The 25,684-nt window shown below is 69.8% G+C and carries 24 protein-coding genes; 17 read left to right on the top strand and 7 right to left on the bottom strand.

All coding sequences use genetic code 11. From position 1 onward, the window contains the following. Positions 1-7: 7 nt before the first annotated feature. Positions 8-562, bottom strand: a complete 555-nt coding sequence (locus JWR86_RS16110; RefSeq protein WP_299567379.1) for a thiamine pyrophosphate-binding protein — start codon at positions 560-562, stop codon at positions 8-10. Between the two features lie 193 nt (positions 563-755). Here JWR86_RS16110 and egtB point away from each other — a divergent pair, with 193 nt between their 5' ends. Continuing rightward, positions 756-1,979 (top strand): ergothioneine biosynthesis protein EgtB, encoded by a 1,224-nt coding sequence (gene egtB / locus JWR86_RS16105; RefSeq protein ID WP_299567411.1) that lies wholly within the window; start codon positions 756-758, stop codon positions 1,977-1,979. 14 nt (positions 1,980-1,993) lie between these two features. Next, on the top strand, positions 1,994-2,962 hold the full coding sequence (egtD, locus tag JWR86_RS16100; protein ID WP_299567378.1) for an L-histidine N(alpha)-methyltransferase: 969 nt from the start codon (positions 1,994-1,996) through the stop codon (positions 2,960-2,962). 4 nt (positions 2,963-2,966) lie between these two features. Here the strand turns inward: egtD and JWR86_RS16095 are convergent, their stop codons facing one another. Both JWR86_RS16095 and JWR86_RS16090 read right to left on the bottom strand, forming a co-directional pair. Then, a complete protein-coding gene (locus tag JWR86_RS16095; protein WP_299567377.1) occupies positions 2,967-6,134 on the bottom strand; it encodes a GAF domain-containing protein in 3,168 nt (1,055 codons plus the stop codon). A 64-nt stretch (positions 6,135-6,198) separates the two neighbouring features. Next, positions 6,199-7,167, bottom strand: a complete 969-nt coding sequence (locus tag JWR86_RS16090; protein ID WP_299567376.1) for a tripartite tricarboxylate transporter substrate binding protein — start codon at positions 7,165-7,167, stop codon at positions 6,199-6,201. Positions 7,168-7,287: 120 nt separating this feature from the next. Between JWR86_RS16090 and JWR86_RS16085 the strand changes: the two genes are divergently transcribed. After that, positions 7,288-7,533, top strand: a complete 246-nt coding sequence (locus JWR86_RS16085) for a hypothetical protein (RefSeq protein ID WP_299567374.1) — start codon at positions 7,288-7,290, stop codon at positions 7,531-7,533. A gap of 11 nt (positions 7,534-7,544) precedes the next feature. On the opposite strand, the gene JWR86_RS16080 is transcribed toward JWR86_RS16085, so the two are convergent. From JWR86_RS16080 to JWR86_RS16070, 3 genes are all read right to left on the bottom strand, one after another. Further along, positions 7,545-9,185 carry a B12-binding domain-containing radical SAM protein gene (locus JWR86_RS16080; RefSeq protein ID WP_299567373.1) on the bottom strand — a complete coding sequence of 547 codons (1,641 nt, stop codon included), beginning with the start codon at positions 9,183-9,185 and terminating at the stop codon, positions 7,545-7,547. Between the two features lie 90 nt (positions 9,186-9,275). Beyond that, on the bottom strand, positions 9,276-11,933 hold the full coding sequence (locus tag JWR86_RS16075) for an MMPL family transporter (RefSeq protein WP_299567372.1): 2,658 nt from the start codon (positions 11,931-11,933) through the stop codon (positions 9,276-9,278). A 97-nt stretch (positions 11,934-12,030) separates the two neighbouring features. After that, the gene (locus JWR86_RS16070) at positions 12,031-12,588 is read right to left on the bottom strand and encodes a DUF2147 domain-containing protein (RefSeq protein WP_299567371.1); all 558 of its coding nucleotides are present in this window, start codon (positions 12,586-12,588) and stop codon (positions 12,031-12,033) included. Between the two features lie 225 nt (positions 12,589-12,813). On the opposite strand from JWR86_RS16070, the gene JWR86_RS16065 reads away from it, so the two are divergent. From JWR86_RS16065 to JWR86_RS16050, 4 genes are all read left to right on the top strand, one after another. Next, entirely contained in the window at positions 12,814-13,104 is a 291-nt protein-coding gene (locus JWR86_RS16065) for a YggT family protein (RefSeq protein WP_299567369.1), read from the top strand. A gap of 5 nt (positions 13,105-13,109) precedes the next feature. Beyond that, a complete protein-coding gene (locus tag JWR86_RS16060; RefSeq protein ID WP_299567368.1) occupies positions 13,110-13,421 on the top strand; it encodes a DUF167 family protein in 312 nt (103 codons plus the stop codon). Further along, positions 13,418-14,302, top strand: a complete 885-nt coding sequence (gene folD / locus JWR86_RS16055) for a bifunctional methylenetetrahydrofolate dehydrogenase/methenyltetrahydrofolate cyclohydrolase FolD (protein ID WP_299567367.1) — start codon at positions 13,418-13,420, stop codon at positions 14,300-14,302. The genes JWR86_RS16060 and folD overlap by 4 nt, the downstream gene beginning before the upstream one ends. Positions 14,303-14,465: 163 nt before the next feature. Beyond that, positions 14,466-14,873, top strand: coding sequence for a carboxymuconolactone decarboxylase family protein (locus tag JWR86_RS16050; RefSeq protein ID WP_299567366.1), 408 nt, complete (start codon positions 14,466-14,468; stop codon positions 14,871-14,873). A 12-nt stretch (positions 14,874-14,885) separates the two neighbouring features. On the opposite strand, the gene JWR86_RS16045 is transcribed toward JWR86_RS16050, so the two are convergent. Continuing rightward, positions 14,886-15,770, bottom strand: a complete 885-nt coding sequence (locus JWR86_RS16045) for a LysR substrate-binding domain-containing protein (protein WP_299567365.1) — start codon at positions 15,768-15,770, stop codon at positions 14,886-14,888. A 114-nt stretch (positions 15,771-15,884) separates the two neighbouring features. On the opposite strand from JWR86_RS16045, the gene JWR86_RS16040 reads away from it, so the two are divergent. The 10 genes from JWR86_RS16040 (at position 15,885) to JWR86_RS15995 (ending at position 25,621) form a co-directional block, all read left to right on the top strand. Further along, on the top strand, positions 15,885-17,171 hold the full coding sequence (locus JWR86_RS16040) for an SLC13 family permease (protein WP_299567363.1): 1,287 nt from the start codon (positions 15,885-15,887) through the stop codon (positions 17,169-17,171). Between the two features lie 91 nt (positions 17,172-17,262). After that, entirely contained in the window at positions 17,263-17,661 is a 399-nt protein-coding gene (gene sdhC / locus JWR86_RS16035; protein WP_299567362.1) for a succinate dehydrogenase, cytochrome b556 subunit, read from the top strand. A 47-nt stretch (positions 17,662-17,708) separates the two neighbouring features. Beyond that, positions 17,709-18,101, top strand: a complete 393-nt coding sequence (sdhD, locus tag JWR86_RS16030) for a succinate dehydrogenase, hydrophobic membrane anchor protein (protein WP_299567410.1) — start codon at positions 17,709-17,711, stop codon at positions 18,099-18,101. 10 nt (positions 18,102-18,111) lie between these two features. Beyond that, the gene (gene sdhA / locus JWR86_RS16025; protein WP_299567361.1) at positions 18,112-19,956 is read left to right on the top strand and encodes a succinate dehydrogenase flavoprotein subunit; all 1,845 of its coding nucleotides are present in this window, start codon (positions 18,112-18,114) and stop codon (positions 19,954-19,956) included. Positions 19,957-20,141: 185 nt separating this feature from the next. After that, entirely contained in the window at positions 20,142-20,924 is a 783-nt protein-coding gene (locus JWR86_RS16020; protein WP_299567360.1) for a succinate dehydrogenase iron-sulfur subunit, read from the top strand. Positions 20,925-21,066: 142 nt separating this feature from the next. Continuing rightward, entirely contained in the window at positions 21,067-22,101 is a 1,035-nt protein-coding gene (locus JWR86_RS16015; protein WP_299567409.1) for an ATP-dependent DNA ligase, read from the top strand. Then, complete coding sequence (ligD, locus tag JWR86_RS16010) at positions 22,098-22,988, top strand: non-homologous end-joining DNA ligase (RefSeq protein ID WP_299567359.1); 891 nt, start codon at positions 22,098-22,100, stop codon at positions 22,986-22,988. Before JWR86_RS16015 ends, ligD begins: the two co-directional genes overlap by 4 nt. A 46-nt stretch (positions 22,989-23,034) precedes the next feature. Further along, entirely contained in the window at positions 23,035-24,147 is a 1,113-nt protein-coding gene (locus JWR86_RS16005) for an OpgC family protein (protein ID WP_299567358.1), read from the top strand. Next, the gene (locus tag JWR86_RS16000; protein WP_299567357.1) at positions 24,084-24,920 is read left to right on the top strand and encodes an SGNH/GDSL hydrolase family protein; all 837 of its coding nucleotides are present in this window, start codon (positions 24,084-24,086) and stop codon (positions 24,918-24,920) included. The genes JWR86_RS16005 and JWR86_RS16000 overlap by 64 nt, the downstream gene beginning before the upstream one ends. 113 nt (positions 24,921-25,033) lie before the next feature. Next, complete coding sequence (locus JWR86_RS15995) at positions 25,034-25,621, top strand: AprI/Inh family metalloprotease inhibitor (protein ID WP_299567356.1); 588 nt, start codon at positions 25,034-25,036, stop codon at positions 25,619-25,621. Positions 25,622-25,684 lie beyond the last annotated feature (63 nt).

Raw genomic sequence — 25,684 nt, 5'->3', positions numbered from 1 at the left:
GTCGGGCTCACCAGGTCTTGGCGCCGAGAAGGCGCTGCGAGATCAGAACGGCCACTTGGCCATCGGCTTCGTAGGCGAGGCGCGCAGCCGAGCCCACCATCGGAACCAGGTCCTCGATCCGCTCGGCCCGGAAGGTCCGGATGCCCATCGCGTTCAGGCAGGGCTCGGTGGCGCTGCCCATGGGCACCTGCCAGGGATTGAACTCGGCCCATTCGCCCCGCATCGTCACCAGCATCAGGAGCGGTGAGCGCGAGATCGCGGGCAGGGACAGCATGTTGATGCAGTTCCCGACGCCGCTGGACTGCATCAGCACCACGCTGCGGGTGCCGCCGAGCCAGGCGCCGGCCGCGATGGCGATGCCTTCCTCTTCCGTGGTCAGGACGTTGGTGGTCACGTCCGGATCGGCCGCCAGCAGCTCGATCAGCCGGGTGTGACCGGCATCCGGCACGAAGCTCATATGCGAGACCTTCGCGTCCTTCAGAACGCGGTAAATCTCGCCCGGCCAGCTCGGGCCGCTGCCTCCGGCGGATTCCGCGCCCGAGGCTCGTTCTGCACTCGACAAGCTCAACCTCCCTTCGGACCGCATCAGGCGGGCCGTTGAGCCCCGTCCCTACGCGATCACATCGTCGCAGGCGACACCGCTCTTGCCAGCTGGGCCACAAAAATGGTGCCACCACATTGCCGCCCTCCTGGTCAGGCACTCGGTCCCCGGATCCGCCGTCCCGAGGGAGCCTGCCTTGCTGATCGAAGCCGAGATGCCCGACGCCGCGCCCGCGACCCTCAGCGCCCAGCCCGCCGGCCCGGCCGAGCTGATCCGCCGCTTTCGCGAGGTCCGTGGCGAGACGGAGCGGCGCGCCGCTCCCCTGTCGGCCGAGGACCAGCAGGTCCAGTCCATGCCGGATGCGAGCCCGACCAAATGGCATCGGGCCCATACGAGCTGGTTCTTCGAGCAGTTTCTGCTCGGTCCGCGCCTGCCGGAATACCGGACCTATGACGAGCGCTTCGCCTTTCTGTTCAACTCCTACTACGTCGCGGCCGGTCCGCGGCACGCCCGCTTCCAGCGGGGCATGGTCACGCGGCCCACTGCCGAGGAGGTCGGACGCTACCGCGCCCATGTCGACGCGGCCGTGATTCGGTGCCTCGAAGGCCTGTCCGGCGCCGATCTGGCCGGGGTGGCGGCCCTCCTGGAGGTGGGGCTGAACCACGAGCAGCAGCACCAGGAGCTGATGCTGACCGACATCCTGCACGCGTTCAGTCAGAACCCGACTCTGCCGGCCTACGACCCGGCCTGGCGGCCGCCGGCGCGGTCACGGGCCGACGGCGAGGTCGTTTTGCCGCGCGGCATCCACCGCATCGGGCACGAAGGCGACGGCTTCTCCTTCGACAACGAATCGCCGGCGCACGACGCCCTGATCCAGCCTGTGCGCGTGTCACGGCGCCTCGTCACCAACCGCGACTGGCTCGGCTTCATGGAGGATGGCGGCTACCGCCGGCCGGAGCTCTGGCTGATGGACGGCTGGAGCGCGGCGCAGAACGAGGGCTGGGAGGCTCCGGGCTATTGGCGGCAGGAGTCAGGAGGCTGGCACGCCATGACCCTCGGCGGGCTCCGGCCGATCGACCCCGAGCAGCCCGTCTGCCACGTCAGCCACTACGAAGCGGACGCCTTTGCGCGCTGGTCCGGCAAGGTCCTGCCGAGCGAGTTCGAATGGGAGGCGGCGGCCCGGTCGGGCGAGCTGGACGACGCCTATGGGTCCGTGTGGCAATGGACGCGCAGCGCCTACCTTCCCTATCCTGGCTACCGCCCGGTCGAGGGGGCTCTCGGCGAGTACAACGGCAAGTTCATGTCGAACCAGATGGTCCTGCGCGGCTCGTCGCTGGCGACCCCTTCGGGCCATAGCCGGGTCACCTACCGGAACTTCTTCTACCCGGGGCAGCGCTGGCAGTTCACCGGGCTTCGGCTCGCCGACGACCTCGCCTGAGCGGCGGTCCCGGCATGAACGCCCCGGCCTATCCGGCGCCCCGCCCGGCCGTCCCCGGACCGGACAGAGGCACGTTCCTGCGCGACGTGGTGGAGGGCCTCGGCTACCCGCAGAAGACCATTCCGGCGAAATACTTCTACGATCTCGAAGGCTCGCGCCTCTTTGACGAGATCACGCGCCTGCCAGAATACTATCCGACCCGGACCGAGCTCTCCATTCTGCGCCGCTATGGCACCGAGGTGATGGCCGAGGTCCCGGCCGGCTCGGCCGTGGTGGAATTCGGGGCGGGTTCGACCGAGAAGATCCGGGTTCTCCTCGAGGCGCTCCCCGACGTCGCGGCCTATGTGCCGGTGGACGTGTCGGGCGATTTCCTCGAGGCCCAAGCGGACGCGCTTCGGGCCGACCGACCGGGGCTGCGCGTCGTCCCCGTCGTGGGTGACTTCACCCGCGAGATGACGCTGCCGCCCGAGGTCGCCGGCCTGCCCCTGCTCGGCTTCTTCCCCGGCTCGACCATCGGCAATTTCGAGCCCGCGACCGCCCGATCCCTGCTGACGCGCTTCCGCGACCTGCTCGGTCCCGGCGCGCTGCTCGTTCTCGGGGTCGATCTCGTCAAGGACGACGCGGTGCTGAACGCTGCCTATGACGACGCGGCCGGCGTCACCGCGCGGTTCAACCTCAACCTCCTGGCGCGCATCAACCGTGAGCTGGGCGCCGATTTCCTCCTGGAGCGATTTCGGCACAAGGCCTTCTTCAACCGCAGCCGAAGCCGCATCGAGATGCATCTCGAGAGCCTGTCGGCGCAGACGGTCAGGATCGGCGACCACGTGGTCCAGTTCGCGCCGGGCGAGACGATCCACACGGAGAACAGCTACAAGTACACGCCCGCCCGGTTCGAGGCTCTGGCGAGCGAGGCGGGCTGGACGGTGCGCCGGGTGCTGACCGACGACGGCCGCCGCTTCGCGATGTTTGTGCTGAGGGCCTGAGGGCTCAGCTCTCGATCATCTGCCGGATGCGGCTCGCCAGGGCGTCCACCGGGAAGGGCTTGGTGATCATTTCCATGCCGGGCTCCAGGAAGCCGGAGGCGAGCGCCGCGTTCTCGGCATAGCCCGTGATGAACAGCACCCGCAGGTCCGGCCGGGTGAGGCGGGCATGGTCGGCGAGCTGTCGCCCGTTCAGGCCGGGCAGCCCGACATCGGTGACGAGCAGGTCCACGCGGGCGCCCGACTGCAGCACGGCGAGGCCGGACGGTCCGTCGATCGCCTCAAGAGCCTGGTAGCCGAGGTCGTGCAGGACCTCGACCACGAGGTCGCGGACCACCGGCTCGTCTTCCACCACCAGCACCGTCTCGCCGCTGCCCGGCGGGTGTGCTCCGGTCCGGATCGGCGGGGGCTCCTCGGCCAGGACGGTGCCCCGGTGGCGTGGCAGGTAGATCTTCACCGTGGTGCCCTGGCCGGGCTCCGAATAGATCCGGGCATGTCCCTCGGATTGGCGGGCAAAGCCATAGACCATGGACAGGCCGAGCCCGGTGCCCTGGCCGATCGGCTTGGTGGTGTAGAACGGGTCGAAGGCGCGGGCGATGACCTCCGGGGGCATGCCGACGCCGGTATCGGTGACGCAGACACAGATATACTGGCCCGGCACGACATCCCGGTTCTGCGCCGCGTAGGCGCGGTCGAGATGGGTGTTGCAGGTCTCGATGGTCAGCTTGCCGCCGTCCGGCATGGCGTCGCGGGCATTGATGGCGAGGTTCAGTAGCGCGCTTTCGAGCTGATGCGGGTCGCACAGGGTGGGCCACAACCCCCCCGCGGTGACGATCTCGAGTCCGATCAACTCGCCGATGGTGCGCCTCAGGAGGTCCTCGAGCGACGTCACGAGGACGTTCGCGTCGACCGGCTTCGGGTCCAGCGGCTGCCGGCGGGCAAAGGCCAGCAGCCGGTGCGTCAGGGCGGCCGCCCGGTTGGCCGAGGACATGGCCGCCTTCGTGTAGCGCTCCAGGTTCTCGGTCCGGCCCTGCGCCATGCGGGTCTGCATGAGGTCGAGCGAGCCGACGATGCCGGTCAGAAGATTGTTGAAGTCATGCGCGATGCCGCCCGTGAGCTGGCCCACGGCCTCCATCTTCTGGGCCTGCCGCAGCTGCTCCTCGGCCTCCATGAGCTGACGCGTGCGCTCCTCGACGCGGCTCTCCAGCGTTTCGTTGAACTCGCGCAGCGTCTCGGCGCTGGCCCGCAGCTCCGCTTGGGCCCGGACGCGCTCGATATGAGCCCAGGAGCGGTCCGTGACCTCGCGAATGGTGGCGAGCTCGTCCTCGGTCCAGATCCGGGGCTTCCTGTCATGCACCGCCATCAGGGCCGTGAGCCGACCCTCCTTGACCAGCGGCATGCAGATGGTGGCGCTGCCGCCGATGTTGTGGAAGGCGCCGGCCTCCTCGGGCTCGAGCTCGGTCAGGTGATCGTTGATGATCAGCGGTCGCCCGGCGCCGAGCTCGCGGACCGCACGGGTTCCGAAGTCGCGCAGCCGGTAGCGGCCCACGATGCTGCGCGAGCCCCGCGCCGACCAGCCGCCCCGGATGGTGAAGCCGTCCTCGTCCGCATCCATGTCCGCATAGGCGCAGGCCGAGACCCGCATGTACTCGCCCGCCATGCGGGTTGTGGTCGCCATGACGGCGGCCGCGTCGACCGCTTTCGCCACCTCCCGGCCGAGCAAGTCCAGAAAGGTCAGCCGGTCGTTCGCGGACCGCAGCGCGAGTTCCGCCCGCCGCCGCTCGACGGCGAGCCGCGTCCTGTCGGCGACGTCGCGGACGAAGGCCAGCTCGTGCTCGGGCCAGGCTCTCGGGGCGCCGTGGTTGAGGTAGAAGATGGCGACGAACTTGCCGTGCTCCGTGACCGGCAGATTGACGACCGAGCGGGCATTGATGGACTTCAGGGCATCCGCCCCGGCCGCCGTGCGGGGGTCGATCTCGGCATCGGCGAACACCACCGTCTCGCCCCGCTTGAGGTCCTCGATATAGGTGCCGAAATCCCGGAAATGCAGCTTGCCGGCCAGGCTCGGAACGCCCGGCATGGTCCAGTCGCGCTCGATCGTCACCGTTTCCTGCTCGGGGTCGACCGTGCCGTAACCCGCGCGCCCCACGCCCAGCGCGCGGCCCATGATCTCCGCGGCCGTGTAGGCCATCAGAGCGGTGTCCTCCATGTCGCGTAGCCGCTCGCTGAGTTCCGCGAACGCGTTGGCCCGCATCACGGCCTGCCGGCGTTCCGTGACGTCCAGCATGGCGCCGATCATGCGGACGGCGCGGCCGGAGGGATCGCGGATCAGGGAGCCGCGGTCGAACACCTCCGCATAGGAGCCGTCGGCGCGGCTGAAGCGGTATTCCTCGCGCCAGTGCATCGCGTCGCCGGCGATGGCGGCGTCGATGCTGCCGTGGACGCGCTCGCGATCCTCCGGATGCAGGTGCTCGACCCACCAGCCTCCCGCCGACGTGGCATCCGACAGCGTGTGCCCGTAGGCGCTGTGCAGGACCTCGTTCCAGACCACGTTGTCCTGCAACAGGTCCCAGTCCCAGATGGCGTCGTTGGTGGCGGCCGCGACCAGGCGGGCCCGCTCGAGCCCGGTCCCCTGCTCAGCCAGCGCCCTGTCCCGCTCGCGAACGGCGCGCCGCAGGTTGAGCTGCGCCATGACCTGCTTGGCCAGGACTTCGAGCGCGAAATGCTGCTCGGCCGTCAGCCCCGTGGGCCGGGGCTCGTAATCCAGGACGCACACGGTGCCGAGCGGCTGGCCCGCATCCGCCTCGAGCAGCGCGCCGGCGTAGAAGCGGAGCTTTGGGGTCCCGGTGACGAGCGGGTTACAGGCGAACCGCTCGTCCTGGGACAGGTCGGGAACCACGAACACGCCCGGCTGCAGGATCGCGTGGGCACAAATGGACACGTCGAGCCGGGTTTCCCGGATGCCGAGCCCGAGCTCGGCCTTGAACCACTGGCGATCGTCGCTGACGAAGTTGATGAAGGCGATCGGCGCCCGACAGATCTGCGAGGCGAGCTTGACGACATCGTCGAACTCCGCCTCACGGGGCGTGTCCAGGATGCCGTAGCTCGCCAGCGCCGCCAGCCGTTCGGTCTCGGTCCAGCAAGGCGAAGGCGCGGCGGCCAGTGCGCGTGTCAAGCGATTCTCGGGGACGGGAAGTGCCCTTCCTATCGCCACAACCTGTGGGCCGGCAAGTTGACCTTTAATTGCCGAGCCGGATGCTGTTGTCGCGGATCACTGGGCCCCAGCGGTCGAGTTCGGCCCGCATCACAGCCCTGAACTCCTCCGGCGTTCCGCCGCCAGGCGAGATGAACTGCGCCCGCAGCCGCTCGATCGTGGCCGGCTCGGCCAGGATCTCCCGCACCGTCCCGCCGAGCTTCTCGACAACGGCGGCCGGCAGGCGGGCGGGGCCGATCAGTCCGACCCAGGCATCCGCCTCCACGCCCTCGATGCCGGCCTCGCGCAGGGTGGGCAGGCCGGGCAGCAGCGGCGAGCGCTGCGCCGCCGTGACGCCGAGCAGTCGGAGGCGGCCATCCGCCGCCTGCGGCACCACGCCTCCGGCCGGCAAGACGGCCATCTTCACGTCGCCCCTCAGCAGCGCCGTGACGACGGCCGGCGAGCCCGCGAACGGGACGTGGACGAGACGCGTGCCGCTCGCGACCGCGATGGCCTCCATGGCGAGATGCGACAGCGAGCCGACCCCGATCGAGCCGAAATCGTACTTGCCGGGCTCCCGCCGCAGCAGCTCCACCAACTCGCCGACGCTGCGGGCCGGCACCTCGGCATTCACGACCAGCACGCTCGGCTGCGCCCCCAGGATGGTGATGGGCGTGAGATCGGTCGCCGGGTCGTAGGGCATGCGGGGAAAGAGCAGCGTGTTCAAGACGAGCGGGCCCACGATGCTGACCCCGATCGTGGCTCCGTCCGGCTCGGCCTTGGCGACCGCATCCGTGCCGAGATTGCCGCCCGCGCCGGCCCGGTTTTCGATCACGAAGGGCTGGCCGAGCCTGGCCTGGAGGCGCTCGGCCAGCACGCGGGCCGCGCCGTCCGGCGTGGAGCCGGGGGCGAACGGCACCACCACCTTCACGGTGCGGCTCGGCCAGTCCTGTGACGCGGCCTGTCCGGCGGTGAGAAGCCCGGCCACAAGGAGGCCGACGAGGAGGCGGATCATCTTGGTCCTGTTCAGGGAGACGCCAGTAGCTGCAGGGGGCTTGGCCGCGTCGGCCCTCATGGCCGGCCGCAAAGCTGCCCGATCTCTGACATAGGCCGGCCCGGCAACCGAGGACAACGCATGATGCACCTGACGTTCACGACCCTTCTTGCGGCGGGCCTCGCCCTGGCGGCGGCCAGCTCCGCCCAGGCCCAGTCCATGAGCCAGCAGGAGCAGGCGGAGTTCAAGAAGAACTGCACCCAGGACTATTCGCGGCTGTGCTCGGCCTTCGCGCCGAACTCGCCCGAGGTGCGGCAATGCTTCCAGCAGAAGATCGGCCAGGTCTCAGCCCGGTGCCAGAAGACCATCGCGGGGTTCAAGCGCTAGCGCGGGGATGATCAGGCGGCACGTTTCAGGCCGAGGCTGCGCCAGGAGCGGCGCTTGCGGCCGTCGTTGATCGCGCTGCCGCCTGCCTCCGTCCGCACCGCGTAGAACGACGCATTCTGCTGTCCGGCGAGCGCTTCGGCCGTGAAGCGGATCATGTGGTGGGCAACGAAGCCCATGTTGAAGAAGGCCTCGATCTGCCGGCGCTTCACGGCCTCCCGGACGGCGCGCCAGAACACGCGCCGGTAATCCGACAGGAAGCCGACCCGGACCGTGATGTTGGCGCCGAGCACCAGCGCGCGGCGCAGGTTGGTCAGCGTGAGCTGCGTCCGGACAGGCGTCCGGATGCGATGGGCGTAGGTGGCGTCCATCTGGTGGACGAAGCGGTTGAAGAGCCGCTCGGGCGTGTAGGCATGCGCGATCAGCCGCCGCCAGGCCGCCAAAACCTCGCCGTAGGGGCGGGTGAAGCGCACGTTCGATTCCCGCGCCGGGTCATGGTCCAGCCGGTCGGCCCGTTCCAGGCGCTCCCAGAGCGGTGTGCGGGGCAGGGCCTGAAGCAGATTGATGGTCAGCACCGGCACGTTCGAGGCGTCCACGAACTCGCGCAGGCGGAGTTCGCTTTCGGCACTGTCGCTGTCCAGGCCCAGGATGATGCCCGAGGTGACCTCGAGCCCGTAGCTGTTCAGGGTGGCGATGGAGTCGAGGATTGGCAGCTTGGCGTTGTGGCCCTTGTCCATCTGCTTCAGGGCGTCCGCGTCCGGCGTTTCGATGCCAACGAAGACGGTGATGAAGTTGGCCTCGCGCATGAGCGCCAGGATCTCCGGCTGCTGGGCGAGGTTGAGCGTCGCCTCGCAGGCGAGCTGGAGCGGGTAGCCGTTGCGCTTCTGCCAGGCCACGACGTGCGGCAGCATCTCGCGCGTCGCCTTGCGGTTGCCGATGAAGTTGTCGTCGACGAAATAGACCACGGCCGGCCGGACCGGCTGGGCGATGATGGTGTCGAGTTCAGCGCAGAGCTGCTCGGGGGTTTTGAGCCGCGGCTGCCGGCCATAGAGCGCCGGAATGTCGCAGAACTCGCAGCGATACGGGCAGCCCGATGAGAATTGGAGGCTGCCGATCAGGTATCGCCGAAGCGGCACCCGATCGTAGGCGGGCACCGGGAAGTCCGCGAGGGGCAGGCGCTCGCGGGTCTCGAACCTCACTTGGGCGGGCGGGCGGGCGCAGCTCTCGTCCAGCCTGCGGACCAGTTCGTCTGTGGCGTCGCCCATCTCGCCGACGTGAAGGTAGTCGAAATCCCCGTACCAGTCGGGTGCGCCCGAGGCCGAGGGGCCTCCCAGCACCGTCACCTTGCCGGCCGCGGCCGCCCGCTCCCGGATGTCCTTCATCTGGGGCGCCTGCACATGCATGCCGCTGACCAGGACGGCGTCAGCCCAGGCGAAATCCTGGGCTGTGGCCGGGGCGATGTTCTCGTCGACGAAGCGGACGGGCCAGCTCTCCGGCAGGTAGGCCGCGATCAGCAACAGGCCCTGCGGCGGCATGAAAGCCTTCACGCCCCCCATCAGGGGATAGGCGTGCGAGAAGGTCCCGAAGGAGGGGGTGTAAGCAGGAAACAGGCACAGAATGCGCCGAACGTTCACTACCCGGATCGGACAGCGCAAGAAGCCTCTCCCTCCCACGTCGCAGCGTGAATCGCCCCGCGCCCCGAGTGTACACGAGATCGGACGACTCCGTGTAGCGCCGGTGCCTCTTCAACTCTTGCGGACGTGTTCGGGGTCGGGGCTCGTCTGCGGCCTCGGCGGGCCCAGGAAGGCCGGCACGATCACGAAGGCGGCCAGGAGCGTGAAGACGAGCGAGATGGTGAGCAGCTTGCCCATGCTGGCCGTGCCCGGATGGTTCGACAGCCACAGGCTGCCGAAGGCGATCCCGGTGACAAGTGCCGAATAGAAGATCGCGCGCGTCAGGCTCGAGGCCAGCATGTCGGAGACCCCGTTCCGCCAGGCGATCATGTAGTAGATGTGGAAGTTCACACCCACGGCCAGCATCAGCGGCAGCGCGATGATGTTGGCGAGATTGAGCGGCATCCCGATCAGGTAGGCGGCCTCCAGCGTCAGGATCGTGGCGATCACCAGCGGACCGAGCGTGAGGGCCACGTCCATGGGCCGGCGCAGAGCCAGGGTCAGCATCAGGAAGATGGCGGCCAGCGCCAGCGCGCCCGCGACCACAAAGGCCTTCACGATGATGCGGCCGGCTTCCACCACGTCGATCGGCGGACCCGAGGTGGCCGGCGACACGGTCCTGACCGCCTCGCTGAACCGTTCCAGGACGGCGTTGTCATTGGCGTCGCCCGCCGGCGAGACCTCGATCCGGGCCTGCCCCTCGGGCGTGACCCAGTCGCGTCGGAGCTGGGCCGGCAGCGTCGCCACCGTCACCGGCTCAGGGGACAGGATGGACCTGACCCGATCAAAGAGGGCCGGCAGGCCGCCGACCAGGGCCTGCGCGGCCGCCTCGCGCCGGTCCGGCCCGGCCTCGGCCAGCCGGGAGAGGGCGTCGGCGAGGCGCGCGTTTGGGCCGCCGGCCGGGCCGGCCTTGCTGAGCGCGCCGGCCGCGGTGCGGAGCGCCTCGACGAGTTCCTGATCGGTCGGGGCGGGGGCCGGTTCCGGCTGCTGCGGATCGAGCAGCGCCTCATATTCCTCCGCTGCTCCCTTCACGAGCGCGAGCTTCTCCTCCTGCCGCTCGGGCACAAAGGTCAGCACGGACACGACCTGGGCGACCTCGGGGAGGGCGGCGAGCCGCTCCGACAGAGTGGGGATGGCATCCACGGACGGGGCCAGCACGGTCAGCGTGTTCGGCGTCTGGCCCTTCTGCCGCGTCAGGTCGAGAAAGGTCGCCACGCCCTCCGTCTTTTCGCTGCGCAGATGCATCGGGTTCGCATCGAATTCGAGCCGGAACAACAGCGGCAGCCCGGCCACGACCAGGGCCGAGGAGGCCACGATCACGGCCTTGCGGTGGCGCAGGATCCAGTGATCGACCACGGCGAGCGCCGGGCTCTCGACGGTGTCCGGCTCCCCTCCGGGGCGGAGCACCACGATCAGAGCGGGCAGCAGGGTGAGGCTCAGGACGAAGGCGATGATCATGCCGACGCCGGTGATCAGCCCGAGTTCCGACACGCCCCGGAACGAGGTCGGCAGGAACGAGAAGAAGCCCGCCAGCAAGGACAGGGCGGCGAGGGTTAGGGACCAGCCGATGCCGCGCGCGGTGAGCCGGACGGCATTGCCGATGTGGTCGAGCTTGTGCCGCTCGTCCCGGTAGCGGACGGCCACCTGGATGCCGAAATCCACTCCCAGTCCCAGGAACAGGGCAGCCACCGCGACCGAGATCACGTTGAACCGGCCGACCATCAGCAGGCCGGCCGCGATGGTGATGACGAGGCCGGCCGCGGTGGTGGCCAGCACCGCGAAGATCACGCGGCCCGATTTCAGGGCGAGGTAGAGGATGACGGCGATCGCGATCACGGTCAGGCCGAGATGGAGGGGCGCCCCGTCCCGGACAGTGGCGAATTCCTCATCGGCGAGAGGCGCCGCGCCCGTCAGCCGCACCCGCACGCCCCGTTCGGGAACGAGGCCGAGCTCGACGGCGGCGCTGCGGATGCGGGCCGTCGCCACCGCGGCCGGCTCAAGCGCCTTGAAGTCGAGGACGGGGTCCACCAGCACGAAGCGCCGCAACTCGCGCGGCTCGACCGGCCGGCCCGACATCAAGGTCTGCCATGAGAGGCTGGCCCGCTCACCGCGGAGCACGCGCTCGACCACGTCGCCGAGCCGGTCCACGAAGCTGCCCTGGTTCTCGAGTTCGCCCTGCTGTGCTCCGGCCTGGATCAGCCGCAGGAGGCCTCGCAGCGTCGGGTCCCCCGACAGCCCGAGCAGCGTCCCCGATTGCTGTTTCAGCGCCTCCGTCGTGCTCCTGACCTGGTCGACGGGCAGCAGGAGCAGGCCGTGGCGATCGAACCACGGGCCGCCGTCAGGACGCCAGGCGCGGCGAATGGCCGGGTGCGCGGGCTCGGCGAGTGCCGCCGTGAGACGCGCTGCCGCGGCTTCGGCGAGTTCGGGGGTGTCGCCGTCGATCACCGCCACGATGGATTTCGTGAATTGGGGGAAGGCCTTCTCGTAGGCCATCTTGTGCTTGGCCCAGGCGTCCTCCGTGTGGAGCAGCTGGTCGGTCTCGGTAGTGATCGCGAAGCGCGTGGCCGTGACATAGAGCCCGGCCACGGACAGCAGCAGCGAAACGAGGATCACGAGCCAGGGCCGGCGCACGGCCATCTCGGCCAGCCGCACCGCCATGAAGCTCGGATCACTCGCCGGGACGGGCGGCAGGGCGGTCCTGTCCGGGGAGGAGACAGGCTGGTCGGGCATCGGGTCGGGGCGCAACGAACTCAATCCTTGGCAGGCCGCGGGGCTCGGGTCCGGTCACGCGAACGTGAGGTCCCGGGAGCTCCGGTGCGGCGAGGGGTCAGAGGCGGGGTTTGGCGTCCCGCCCCGGGGCGCCGGCCGGACTCGGCTTGACGGCCCATTCGGGATCGGGCGTCGGACCGCCCGGGGCGCCGGTGGCTGCGGTCAGCTGACCGGTAGCCACGTCGGACACGCTCGTCCAGGTCTCGGTGCTGCACAGGAAGCTGAGCAGGCAGCCCTTGACCTTCAAGTTCCCAGGCCGCTCCAGCCAAACCGTCACGTCGTAACTGCGGCCGTCATCGGCATTGTAGATAAGCCCCTCGTAGCGGTCATCCTCGGCCTTGAGGCCGAGCATGATCTGGTGGCCGAGGATGGGGCGGGTCGCCTTCTTCGGGTCGGGGTTGTTGGCGTCGACCGTGGGGTTCTTGTCCCCCGACGGGAGCCACACGACGAAGGCGCACAGCTGATCCTGGGCGGGGCCGCATTTCTCCACCCGCACCCGCGCCCGCCGGTCCTGCACGAGCCAAACCCCGGTCGGATCCCGGGGCGCGGCCTCGGCGACGGCGCCGGGCAGGGCTGTCCCGATGAGGATGGGCCAGGTGAGCAGCCGAAATCGCATGCCGGTCTCGCGGGTGAGGGACGCACGCCGCAGGGAAGCCGAAGGAATGAAACGAGATGATGGCGAAGTCCCGTCCGGAGGTGAATCGGCAGCGACCGTCCGGTCTGCCACGCTCGGTGCGTCTCTGAACGCCCTCCCCGATCGCGGCGGGGCCGGGTTGTCGCGCGCGGAGGCGGCGGCTACATCCCGGGCCAGACTTCCTCTCCCGCTCCACGTCCGGATCACATGCGCGCTCTTCTCGACGTCATCCTGCTGGCGTTGCAGCTGTATGTGTGGCTGCTGATCGCGCACGCCGTGCTGAGCTGGCTGGTGGCCTTCAACGTGGTCAACGTTCGCAACGACGTGGTGCGGACGATCTGGAACTTCCTCTTCCAGATCACCGAGCCGGTGCTCCGGCCCATCCGCAGCCTGTTGCCCCATCTCGGCGGGATCGACATCTCGCCCATCATTCTGATTCTGCTTATCTTCTTCATCCAGCGCGTGATCCAGCTCTACCTCTATCCGGCCGTGATCTGACCGGCATGAGGGCGTGGCGTGAGGTTGAAGGTGGCGTGTCGCTGCGGATCCGCGTGACGCCGCGCGGCGGCTGCGACCGCCTGGACGGCGTGGCGTTGGCGGCGGACGGATCGGCGCATCTGAAGCTGCGCGTCCGCACCGCGCCCGAGGCAGGCGCTGCAAACGAGGCCGCCCGTCGGCTCCTGGCCCGGAGCCTCGACCTGCCGGCCTCGGCTGTGCGGCTCGCCTCCGGCGCCACATCCCGGGCGAAAGTGTTCGAGCTCCGAGGCGAGCCGTCCATTCTGGGTCGCCGCCTGTTGGAGATCGTTGCAGCATGACCGCCCATCGCCTGGACGGAGCGGCACTGGCCGCGGACCTGCGCGGCCGGGTCGCGGCCGAGGTGGCCCGGCTCGGCACGGCCGGTATTCGGCCCGGGCTCGCCGTGGTGCTGGTCGGAGACGACCCGGCGAGCGCGGTCTATGTCGGGTCCAAGAAGCGGCAGACCGTCGAGGTCGGCATGCGGTCGATCGACCATGTGCTCCCGGCCTCCACCTCGGAAGACGACCTGCTGGACCTGGTACGGACCCTGAACGGCGACCCCGAGGTCGACGGCATCCTGGTGCAACTGCCCCTGCCGCCGCATATCGACTCTGCCCGCGTGCTGGTGGCGATCGACCCGGACAAGGACGTGGACGGCTTCCACCCCGTCAATGCCGGCCGGCTGGCGACCGGGATGGCCGGGCTCGTGCCCTGCACGCCGCAGGGCTGCGTGCGCCTCGCCAAGGCCGCGCTGCCTGACCTCGCCGGGCTCGAGGCCGTGGTGCTGGGCCGCTCCAACATCGTCGGCAAGCCGGTCGCCCAGTTGCTGCTGGCCGAGAGCTGCACGGTCACGGTCGCGCATTCCCGGACCCGGGACCTGCCGGCGGTGTGCCGGCGGGCCGACATCCTGATCGCCGCGGTCGGCCGGCCGGAGATGGTCCGCGGGGACTGGATCAAGCCTGGCGCGGTCGTGATCGATGTCGGGATCAACCGGGTTCCGGACCCCGCCGGCGGCAAGGGCCGCCTCGTCGGCGACGTGCTTTTCGCGGAGGCGAGTCAGGTCGCGGCCGCGATCACGCCGGTGCCGGGCGGGGTCGGGCCGATGACCATCGCCTGTCTGCTGGCCAACACCCTCCAGGCGGCCTGTGCCCGACGCGGCCTGCCGGCACCCGGGATCTGAGCCGGCGAATCCTGCATCCGGCGGTGTCGTCGCAGGATGTCCGCCGCGGCCGGTGCATCCGGCACGCGACGCCTCCCGGGCGGAGACGCCTTGCACGACCGGGCCGTGATCCTCGATCTTGACGACGCGGCGGCGCTGCCGCGCTGACCGCCGGAGGCAGGGCATGGCGACGGTTCGACTGTGGAGCGACGACGACGCGGCCGCCGACCCCGTGGTGAGCGCGGTGTTCGCGGATATCCGGGCCACCCGGAAATCGGAGTTCGTGAACGACTTCTGGCGCGCCCTCGCCAACGACCGCCAGAACCTGAGGCGCGTCTGGGAGGACCTGAAGCGGGTGATGATCGCGCCCGGGGCGCTCGATCCGCTGACCTGCGAACTCGTCTACATCGCGGTCTCGATCACCAATGGCTGCCAGTACTGCATCCACTCCCACACCGCCGCCGCCCGGGCGAAGGGGATGACGGACGCCCAGCACGGGCACTTGCTGGCCATCGTCGGCATGGCGAACCAGACCAACGCCCTCGTGACCGGGATGGGGATCGAGCCGGACGCCGCCTTCCGGGTCGGCTGAACCCGAGCGGCCTCAGCTGGCCCGCAACAGCTCCACCAGCGAGCGCGCCGACGGGGTGAGCGCGCGGCTCGACTTCACGCAAATGACGAGCTCGCGGGCGGCCCAGCTCTCGTTGAGCTCGATCACGGACAGGATCGAGGTCTTGGCGGCGAGCCGCGCCGTGGTCTCCGGCACGATGCCGATGCCGACGCCGGCCTCCACCATCCGGCACACCGCGTCGAAGCTGCGGAGCTGAACCCGCAGGCGCAGCGGCCGGCCGGCCCGCGCCGCCTTGCCGGACAGAAAGCGCTGCAGGGCGCTGGCCCGGTCGAGCCCGACGAAATCCTGCTCGAGCACCTCGGCGAAGGTGATCGACGTGCAGCCCGCGACCGGATGCCGGGCCGGGGCCACCACGACGAAGCGGTCGCTGCGGAATGGGTGCACCTCGAGCCCGGTCATGTCCACGGTTCCGGCCACGATGCCGATCTCGGCCGCCCCTTCGGCCACCAGGCCGACGATCTCGTCAGACAGCCGCTCCTCGAGGTCGATCGACAGGTTGGGGTGCTCGGCCAGAAAGGCGCCGAGCAGGTCGGGCAGGAATTCGGTCAGGGCGTTGGTGTTCGACAGGATGCGGATCTCGCCCGCGAGCCCGCCCGCGAAGGCTCCGAGATCCTCGCGCAGCCGCTCGGCCTGGGCCAGCATGGCCCGGGCGTGGATCAGCAACGCCCGGCCGGCCGGGGTCGGCTTGGCGCCGGAGCGGCTGCGCAGCAGGAGTTTCGCGCCGAGGCTCTCCTCCATGGCCCGGATCCGGGTCGAAGCGGCCGCGAGCGCCAGATGCGCCCGCTCCGCCCCGGCCGTGATCGACCCCGCCTCGGCCACGTGCCGGAAGAGGCCCAGATCGACCAGATCGAAATGCATGGTCGCTCCCGTCGGCCTTCGCCTCCGACGAAGGCAACCTAGACGAGTTTCAGATTGCCACGGAAGCGCAAACCACTATGGCCTTCGCGGACCGCGAACGGAATCGCCCCCGACATGCTTTCCGCAGCCCTGCTGGGCGGCTTCTCCATCCTGCTCTGGGCGACCGGTCTCCTTCCGGAGATCGTGGTCACGCTCGGCTTCTTCGCGGGCGCGACCCTGACCGGGGTGGCGAAGCCCGCCACCATCTTCTCGGGTTTCGCCTCCTCGGCCTTTTGGCTCGTTCTCTCGGGCATGATCGTCGGCGTTGCCATGACGCGAACGGGCCTCGGCGCGCGGCTCGCCCGCGGCCTCGCCGGTCCGCTCTCCTCGTCCTATCCGGTCTTCATCGCCGGCCTGGTGGCCTTCAGCTTCGCGCTCGGCTTCGTGATGCCGTCCAACATGGGCCGCATCGCGCTGCTGGTCCCGGTGGTGCTGGCCATGGCTGACGAACTCGGCCTCGAGCCCGGGTCGCCCGGCCGAATCGGGGCCGTGCTCGCGGTTGGCATCGCGACGCCGATCCTGTCCGCCGCGATCCTGCCCGCGAATGTGCCGAACCTCGTCATGGCAGGCGCCGCCGAGACGCTCTACGGCGTGCAGCTGCGCTATCTGCCCTATCTGGCGCTGCACGCCCCCGGGCAGGCGGTCGTGAACGGCCTGATCCTGATCGGCCTCGTCTGCCGGATCTTCCCCGACCGGCTGCGCCCGCGGCCGCGCGGGGTGGAGCAGCGCAGGACGCCCCTCACGGGCCCCGAATGGCGGCTCGCAGCTATTCTGGTCGTGACGCTGGCGCTGTGGATGTCGGACAGCCTGCACGGCATCCAGCCGGCCTGGATCGGCTTGGCCTCGGCCGTGGTGTGCCTGCTGCCGCGCGTCGGCGTGCTCCCGGCCGACAGCTTCGGCGTGATCTCGTTCAAGACCTGTTTCTATGTGGCAGCGCTGCTCGGCCTGCTGGCCGTGATGACCGAGACGGGGCTCGCCGCCGCCCTCGGCCGCCTGCTGCTCGCGGCCGCGCCGCTCGAGCCCGGCCAGACCGCAGGCAACTTCGCGGCTCTGGTCGGCATGGCGGCAGCTCTGTCGCTCACCACCACGGCGAACGGCGCCCCGGCGGTGTTTACGGCCCTCGCCGGCGACCTGTCGGCCGCGACCGGCCTGCCGTTGCACACCGTGCTGATGATCCAGGTTGTCGGCTTCTCGGTCGTGTTCCTGCCCTATCAGGTCGCCCCGATCGTGGTGGCGGCCGAGCTGGGCCGCGTCCGCCTGGCCGACGCCGCCCGGATCACCCTCCCGCTCGGGTTCCTGTCGCTCGCCGTGACCGCGCCGGTGGCGTATGGCTGGTGGCGGCTGATCGGAGCCCTGCCATGAACCGGCCAGATCGCGCGTTGCCGTGGCCGTGGCGAGGCGCTAGGAACCCGTTCAAACAGCCCCCGTTCCCTGACATGACCCGGAGAGCCTGATGGCGGACGCCAAGGCCCACGTCGCGCGGCCGTTGTCGCCGCACCTTCAGATCTACCGCTGGAGCTGGACGATGGCGATGTCCATCTTCCACCGCGCCACGGGGGTCGCCCTCTATGCCGGCACGGTGCTGCTCGCCGCCTGGCTGCTGGCGCTCGCCTCCGGGCCGGCCGCGTACGAGCGGCTCGCCTGGCTGTACGGCTCGCCCGTCGGCCTCGTGGTCCTGTTCGGCTACACCTGGGCGCTGATGCACCACATGCTCGGTGGCGTGCGCCACCTCGTCTGGGATTTCGGCCACGGCATGGAGCCGGGGACGCGGATGACCATGGCCCGCATGACCCTGATCCTGTCGCCCATCCTGACGATCCTGATCTGGGTCGTCGGCTTCGCGATGCGCTGAGGAGCCGAACCGTGGCGAAGGAAGTCGGACAAAACCGGGCGGGCTCGATGCGGACCTCGCTCGCCCGCGTCAAAGGGCTCGGCGCGGCCCATCACGGCGTCGAGCATTGGTGGCTGCACCGCGTCACCGCCCTGTCGAATATCCCGCTCGTGATCAGTTTCGTGATCATCGTGGCGAGCATTGCCGGCCGGCCCTGGCCGGAGGCGATCCGGGTCATCTCGCACCCCTTCGTGGCGCTGCTGCTGATCCTGTGCGTGGTGTCCATCACCAACCACATGCGGCTCGGTCTGCAGATCGTGATCGAGGACTATGTCCACGAGAAGGGTTTGAAGATCGCCGCGGTGATCGCCAACAACTTCTTCGCTGCCGTGATTGCGGCCGCGTGCCTGTTTTCCATCCTCAAGATCAGCTTCGGCCGGGTGCCGCTGCCGCCCGTCTAGGAAAGTCGACATGGCCACGAACGGCTCCAGCAACGGCGCGAACGGCGCCGGTCCCAAGATCAACGGCAACGCCTACCCGATCCACGACCACACCTTCGACGTGGTGGTGGTGGGGGCCGGCGGCGCCGGCCTCCGGGCGACGGTCGGCTGCTCGGAAGCGGGCTTGCGCACCGCCTGCATCAGCAAAGTCTTCCCGACCCGCTCGCACACGGTGGCGGCGCAGGGCGGCATTTCGGCCTCGCTGGGCAACATGGGCCCGGACGACTGGCGCTGGCACATGTACGACACCGTGAAGGGGTCGGACTGGCTCGGCGATCAGGACGCCATCGAGTACCTGGTCCGCAATGCGCCGGCCGCGGTCTACGAGCTCGCGCATTGGGGCGTTCCGTTCTCGCGCACCGAGGAGGGCAAGATCTACCAGCGCCCCTTCGGCGGCATGACCACCGATTTCGGCAAGGGGACGGCCCAGCGCACCTGCGCCGCCGCGGACCGGACCGGCCATGCCATTCTGCACACGCTGTACGGCCAGGCTCTCCGTCACCAGACGAACTTCTTCATCGAGTATTTCGCGATCGACCTCATCATGGATGACGAGGGCCGCTGCCGCGGTGTGATCGCGATCGACATGCAGTCCGGCGAGATCCACCGCTTCCGGGCGGCGATGACGATCCTGGCGACCGGCGGCTATGGCCGGGCCTATTTCTCGGCCACCTCGGCCCACACCTGCACGGGCGACGGCAATGCCATGGCCCTGCGGGCCGGGCTGCCGCTCGAGGACATGGAGTTCGTCCAGTTCCACCCGACGGGCATCTACGGCGCGGGCTGCCTCATCACGGAGGGCTCGCGCGGGGAGGGCGGCTACCTCACCAATTCCGAGGGCGAGCGCTTCATGGAGCGCTACGCGCCGTCGGCCAAGGACCTCGCCTCACGTGACGTGGTCTCCCGCTCGATGACGATGGAGATCAGGGCCGGCCGGGGCGTCGGCAAGGAGAAGGACCACATCCATCTCCATCTCGACCACCTGGACCCGAAGATCCTGCACGAGCGCCTGCCTGGCATCTCGGAGAGCGCCAAGATCTTCGCCGGCGTGGACGTCACCAAGGAGCCGATCCCGGTGATCCCGACCGTCCATTACAACATGGGCGGCATCGCCACGAACTACCACGGCGAGGTCGTGACCCTGAAGGGTGGCGACCCCGACCACATCGTGCCCGGCCTGATGGCCATCGGCGAGGCGGCCTGCGTGTCGGTGCACGGCGCCAACCGGCTCGGCTCGAACTCGCTGATCGACCTCGTCGTGTTCGGCCGCGCCGCCGGCCTGCGCTGCGCCGAGATCATCGAGGCGGGCGGTCGCCAGGCCGAACTGCCGAAGAACTCGGCCGACCTCGCGCTGTCGCGGCTCGACCGCGCCCGGTACGCCAATGGCGGCACGCCGACCGCGGTGCTGCGCGACAAGATGCAGAAGACCATGCAGGCGAACTGCGCCGTGTTCCGCACCGGCGAGGTGCTGGAGGAGGGCCGGGGCCTGATCGGCGAGGTTTGGCGCGGGCAGCAGGACATCCGGGTCACGGACCGCTCGCTCGTCTGGAACTCGGACCTGATCGAGACGCTCGAATTCGAGAACCTGATCGTCCAGGCCGTCGTCACCATGGAGAGCGCCGCCAACCGGACCGAGAGCCGGGGCGCCCATGCCCGCGAAGACTTCCCCGAGCGGGACGATTCCCAGTGGATGAAGCACACGCTGGCCTGGGTCGACGAGACCTCGCACGAGGTGAAGATCGACTACCGGCCGGTGCACACCTACACCATGTCGAACGACATCGGGTACATCGAGCCCAAGGCCCGTGTGTACTGACCGGAACTCAGCGGCGCGACCGGGCGTGGCGGGTTGTCATGGCGGCCTCGAGGCCGCCCGGACGCCGCGGCGTCCCGGGGTCACACGCCGAGCGGGTTCCCCCCTTCGGTCCGCGGCCCGAGCTGCGGACTGACAGCAACAACGATCTCCGGATCGCCCTCGCGCACGAGGACGAAGATTAGCAGATGGCTCAGTTCCAACTTCCCAAGAACTCCCGCTACACCGACGGCAAGGTGTGGCCGAAGCCCGCCGGCGCGACGCGGCTGCAGGAATTCCGCATCTATCGGTGGAACCCCGATGACGGGAAAAACCCGACCATCGACACGTATTACGTGGACCGGGACGATTGCGGCCCGATGGTCCTCGACGCGCTGCTGTGGATCAAGAACAAGATCGACCCGACGCTGACGCTGAGGCGCTCGTGCCGGGAGGGGATCTGCGGCTCCTGCGCCATGAACATCATGGGCGAGAACACGCTGGCCTGCACGCTGGGTATCGACGACTGCAAGTCGGACGTGATCCGGATCTATCCGCTGCCGCACATGCCGGTGATCAAGGACCTCGTCCCGGACCTCACCTCCTTCTACGCGCAGCATGCCTCCATCGAGCCGTGGCTCCACACCGAGACCCCGGCCCCCGAGACGGAATGGCGCCAGACGCCGGAGGACCGCTCACGCCTCGACGGGCTGTATGAGTGCATCCTGTGCGCCTGCTGCACCACCTCGTGCCCGAGCTACTGGTGGACCGGCGACCGCTTCCTCGGCCCGGCGGCTCTGCTTCAGGCCTATCGCTGGATCATCGATTCCCGCGACGAATCCACGGGTGAGCGGCTCGACGAATTGCACGACCCGTTCCGTCTGTACCGCTGCCACACCATCATGAACTGCGCCAATACCTGCCCGAAGGGGCTCAATCCGGCGAAGGCGATCGCCGAGATCAAGAAGCTGATGGTGGCGCGCGCCGTCTAGCTCGACCCGGCGCCGGCCCGGAACCTTCGCGGGACCTCGGGAGGCCCGCCTGCGTTAAGGGCACGCGGAGGGTCGCGCGGTGCCGGCGTTGCGGGAACACGAAGACGGGGAGGTCGCGCGCCGCGCCCAGGTCTGCACGGACCTGCCGGTCGCGCCCGACACTCCGCCCATGGAGGCCCGGCTCGTCGCGGAACTCCCCGAGGGGCCGGGCTGGCAGTTCGAGCCCAAATGGGACGGGTTCCGCTGCCTCGCCTTCCGGAGCGGCGACCGCGTCGATCTGCGGGCCAAATCCGGCAAGCCGCTCGGCCGCTACTTCCCGGAGGTGATCGAGACGCTGCGGCGGCTCCCGGCCGACCGCTTCGTGCTCGACGGCGAACTCGCGCTCCCCGTCGGCGACAGCCTCTCCTTCGACGCCCTGCAGATGCGCCTCCACCCGGCGGAGAGCCGGATCCGTAAACTGGCGCGCGAGACCCCGGCCCTCCTCATCCTGTTCGACCTCCTGGTGGCCCCGGGCGGGCGCGACCTGACCTCGCAGCCGCTCGATCGGCGCCGGGCGGAGCTCGAAACGCTCTGGGCCGGGCTCGCCGACACGGGCGGGTTGCGGATCACACCTTTCACGCGGGAGCGCGCGGAGGCGGAGCGTTGGCTGGGGCGCCTCGGCGGCGCGCTGGACGGGGTCGTGGCGAAGAGGCTCGACGGCCCCTATGAGCCGGGCGAGCGGTCCATGCTCAAGGCCAAGCGCCTGCGCAGCGCGGATTGCGTGGTGGGCGGCTTCCGCTACGCCAGTGGGGCCCGGCAGGTCGGTTCCCTGCTGCTCGGGCTGTTCGGCCCCGACGGGCTGCTGCACCATGTCGGCTACACGTCGACGATCTCCGCGGCGGACCGGCCCGGCCTCACGGCCAGGCTCGAGGCTCTGGTCGAGCCGCCCGGCTTCACCGGGCGCGCCCCGGGCGGCCCGAGCCGCTGGAGCACGGAGCGCAGCGCCGCCTGGGAGCCGCTCAGGCCGGACCTCGTGGTCGAGGTCCGCTACGACCATGTCACCGGCGACCGCTTCCGCCACGGCACCAAGCTGCTCAGGTGGCGGCCCGACAAGGCTCCCCGGCAATGCGGGACCGAGCAACTCGAGGCGGAGGCGCGACCGGCAGCGCTGATCGCCCGAATGGTGGGGGCAGCATGAGCACGGGCGACGGCGAGCCGATCGAGATCGCGGGCGTTCGGCTGAGCAGCCCCGACAAGGTGCTCTATCCGGAACAGGACATCACCAAGCGCGATCTGGCGGAATACTACGTGGCGGTCGCCGACCGCATGTTGCCGCTGGTCGCCGAACGGCCGATCACGCTGGTGCGGTGCCCGACGGGGCGCGAAAAGAAGTGCTTCTACCAGCGTCATGCCGGAGCGGGCGTTCCGGAGCAGCTCGGGCAGATCGAGATTCAGGGTTTCGAGGCGTCTGGGGCCTACCTGTTCATCCGCGATCTCGGCGGCCTGATCGCGCTTGTCCAGATGGGGGTGCTGGAGATCCACCCCTGGAATGTCCGGGTGGACCGCACGGACCGGCCGGATCAGGTGATCTTCGACCTCGACCCCGGCGAGGGCCTCGCCTTTGCGGAGGTGGCCAGTGCCGCGCACGACATCCGGGCCAAGCTGAACGAGGTCGGGCTCTGCGGCTTTCTCAAGACCACCGGCGGCAAGGGGCTGCACATTGTGGCGCCGATCCGGCGGGAGCACGACTGGGCGGAGGTCAAGCGCTTCGCCAAGCAGCTCGGCGACAGGCTGTCCAAGGCCGAGCCGGACCGCTTTCTCACCCGCCAGTCGAAGGCCGAGCGGCGCGGCCGCATCTTCATCGACTACCTCCGCAACGACCCGACCTCCACCGCGGTGGCGCCCTTCTCGACACGCTCGCGTCCCGGCGCCCCGGTCTCGCTGCCGATCAGCTGGGACGAGCTCCGTCCCGGGTTCGACCCGGGCGCGCTGACGGTGAAGACGGTGCCGGGCAGGCTGGCCAAAGGCGCGGCCGATCCCTGGGCCGAGATGGAGACGCTGCGGCGGCCCCTTCCCGGCCTCTGACCTCGCGGCGATTTACAAACCCCCTGCGCCGGGCCGAAGTGACTCCATGCGGAGCGCCAATGAGATCGACTTCTGGCGAGGGCTCGCCCTGGTGTCGATCTTCATCAACCACATCCCGGGTTTCAGCTTCGAGCGGGTGACGCACCGGAACTACGGCCTCTCCGATTCCGCCGAGCTGTTCGTGTTCCTGGCCGGGTGGGCATTGCGGCGGGTGGTGGTCAATTCGCAGGAGCCGCTGGGCCTGCCGCGGCTCGTGCTGCGGCTGGGCGCCCGGGCGGTCACGCTCTACGCGGCTCAGATCCTGATCACCATGCTGGCCATCGCGCTGATCGCCTGTGCGGCGATCGTGATGGACAATCCTCTGCTTCTGGAATGGCATAATGCCGCGGCCGTGTTCCAGGACCCGGTGCGGACGCATGTCGGCCTGGTGCTTCTGACGCACCAGCTCGGCTTCTTCGACATCCTGCCGCTCTACGTGGTCCTGATGTTCGGGGCGCCGGCCATGGCCATCGTTCATCGTCAGGCGCCCGGCGCCCTGCTGCCGCTCTCCTTCGGCATCTATGCCGCGGCCCTGTCGTTCCGGCTCAATCTGCCGACCTGGCCGGTCGAGGGCGTCTGGTTCTTCGACCCCTTCGCCTGGCAGTTCATCTTCGTGCTGGGTTTCGAGCTCGGCAACGACGACGGCAGGGGGGTGGGCGGGCTCGTGCGCCGCCATCTGGCCTGGCTGCGGCCGCTGGCCTGGGCCGGCCTCCTCGTGGGCGCCTGGCTGGTGCTCAGCGACTACGAGCCGGATCCGACCCGGGTGCCGGAACCCAAACTGTTCTTCGTGTTCGACAAGACCTTCCTGTCGCCGCCGCGGCTGCTGCACTTCCTGGCAGTGGCGGCCGCCTTCGCGGGAACCTTTGCGGCCGTGCTGCGCCGTGTTCCGCCGCTCGCCCGCTTCCTGTCCATGCTGGGCCGCAACTCGCTGAACGTGTTCTGCGTCGGCTCTCTCCTCAGCCTCGCCGGCCAGCTCCTCCGTGTCGCACTGGGCGGCGGTTTGATGGTGGATAGCGCCGTGCTAGTCTTCGGCCTTGCGGCTCTGGGGTTCACGGGATGGCTGTCCGAATTGCGCGACAGGCTGAGGCGATCGGCTGCGCCATCGCCGCCCTTGGGCTGACGCTCGGCTTCGCCCTGGCCTCTGCCGCCGGGGACGGTCAGCCCTCCGTCCCGCCTCCGCCGGCGCCGGCCCTGAGTCCGAGCTGCCAGGCCCCCGCCGCGGATATCGCGACGCCGGCGCCGCTGCCGCACCTTCAGGCCGATCTCGCGGCCAAGCGCACCATCCGCGTGCTGGCCATTGGGTCCTCCTCCACCGTCGGCCTCGGCGCCTCGTCGCCGACGCTCAACTACCCGGCTCAGCTCGAGCTCATCCTGGAACAGACCTTCAAGGGTCTCGACGTGGTCACCATCAACCGGGGCGTGTCCGGGGAGGTGGCGGCGGCCACGGCCGACCGGCTGAAGACGCTGGTCGGGCTCGAGCGGCCAGATCTGGTGCTCTGGCAGGTCGGCACCAACGACGCCCTGATGCGGGTCGGGATCGACGATTTCCGTGCGACCGTGGTCGACACCCTTCGCTGGCTCAAGGAGCACGAAATCGACACCGTGCTGGTCGGGCTCCAGTACACGCTCAAGGTCGCCAAGGACGAGCATTACAGGGCCATCCGCATGGCCCTGCGCGACATCGCCCAGAGCGAGGGCGTGTTGCTGGTGCGCCGCTACGAGGCGATGGAGTTCATCGAGAAGGCCAAGGCCGGGCCGCTGCTGGCCGGCGACGAGCTGCACCTCAACGACCTCGGCTATCGCTGCATGGCCGAGCATATCGCGCGCGCCATGGTGGTGAGCGCCTTCTTCAAGGGGACCGGGACGCCGCGAGTGGGCAGAACTCTGCCCTGAGGTGATTGGCCCTTGTCTTGGGCACGGGATATAGGAGGCGGATTCGGGTAGAGCCTGGCGCCGGCCGGGCGGGCGGCCACGCGGTGGCCTCCGCGGACGGGATGGATGACGGCATGACGGGGATGATGAGGAGCCGGGGCTTGGCGCTGGCCCTCGTGGCCTGCGGGAGCTTCGGCCTCGCGGCCTGCGAGTCGGGCCGTTTCGGGGGCACGCGTGGGCCTGTGGCCTCGGCCCGGGCGACCTTGCCGGAGCCGGCCGAACCGACGGTCTCGGCCGTGCCCTCGGGCTCCGTCTCGGCCGAGCCGCTGCCACCTCCGCCCGGCGCGATGGCGGCCGAGGTTCCCGTGATGCCGGGTGCTCCGCGACCCGTCGAGACGCTCGGCGGCGGCAGCGCGCCCGCGGCGCCATCGGGTCCGTCCTCCCGGTCGGCCGCGATCGGCGCCTGGACGGCTCGCGAGGCCGCCGGCACGACCTGCCGGGTCAATCTGTCCTCGACGCCGTCGCTCGACCTCTACCGAGCCTCGGCCGGCGGCTGCAGCAACAAGGACCTGGCGCGGGTGACGGCGTGGGATTTCCGGGACGGCGAGGTCTATCTGTTCCAGCCGGGCGGGGCGGTCGCCGCGCGGCTGCGCTCCTCCGGCTCCGGCCTCTCCGGGGTCCTGGCCAAGTCGGGCGCCCCGCTCAGCCTGACCCGCTCCTGAGGCCTTCGCCGCACGACGCTGCCCGTCAGGGGCGGCGGACGCTCCGCTCGGGCGAGCGGGCGC

Origin of the sequence: Enterovirga sp., assembly GCF_028290205.1 — a bacterium.
Taxonomy (GTDB): Bacteria; Pseudomonadota; Alphaproteobacteria; order Rhizobiales; family Beijerinckiaceae; genus Enterovirga.
This window is presented reverse-complemented; position numbering and strand designations above follow the sequence as displayed.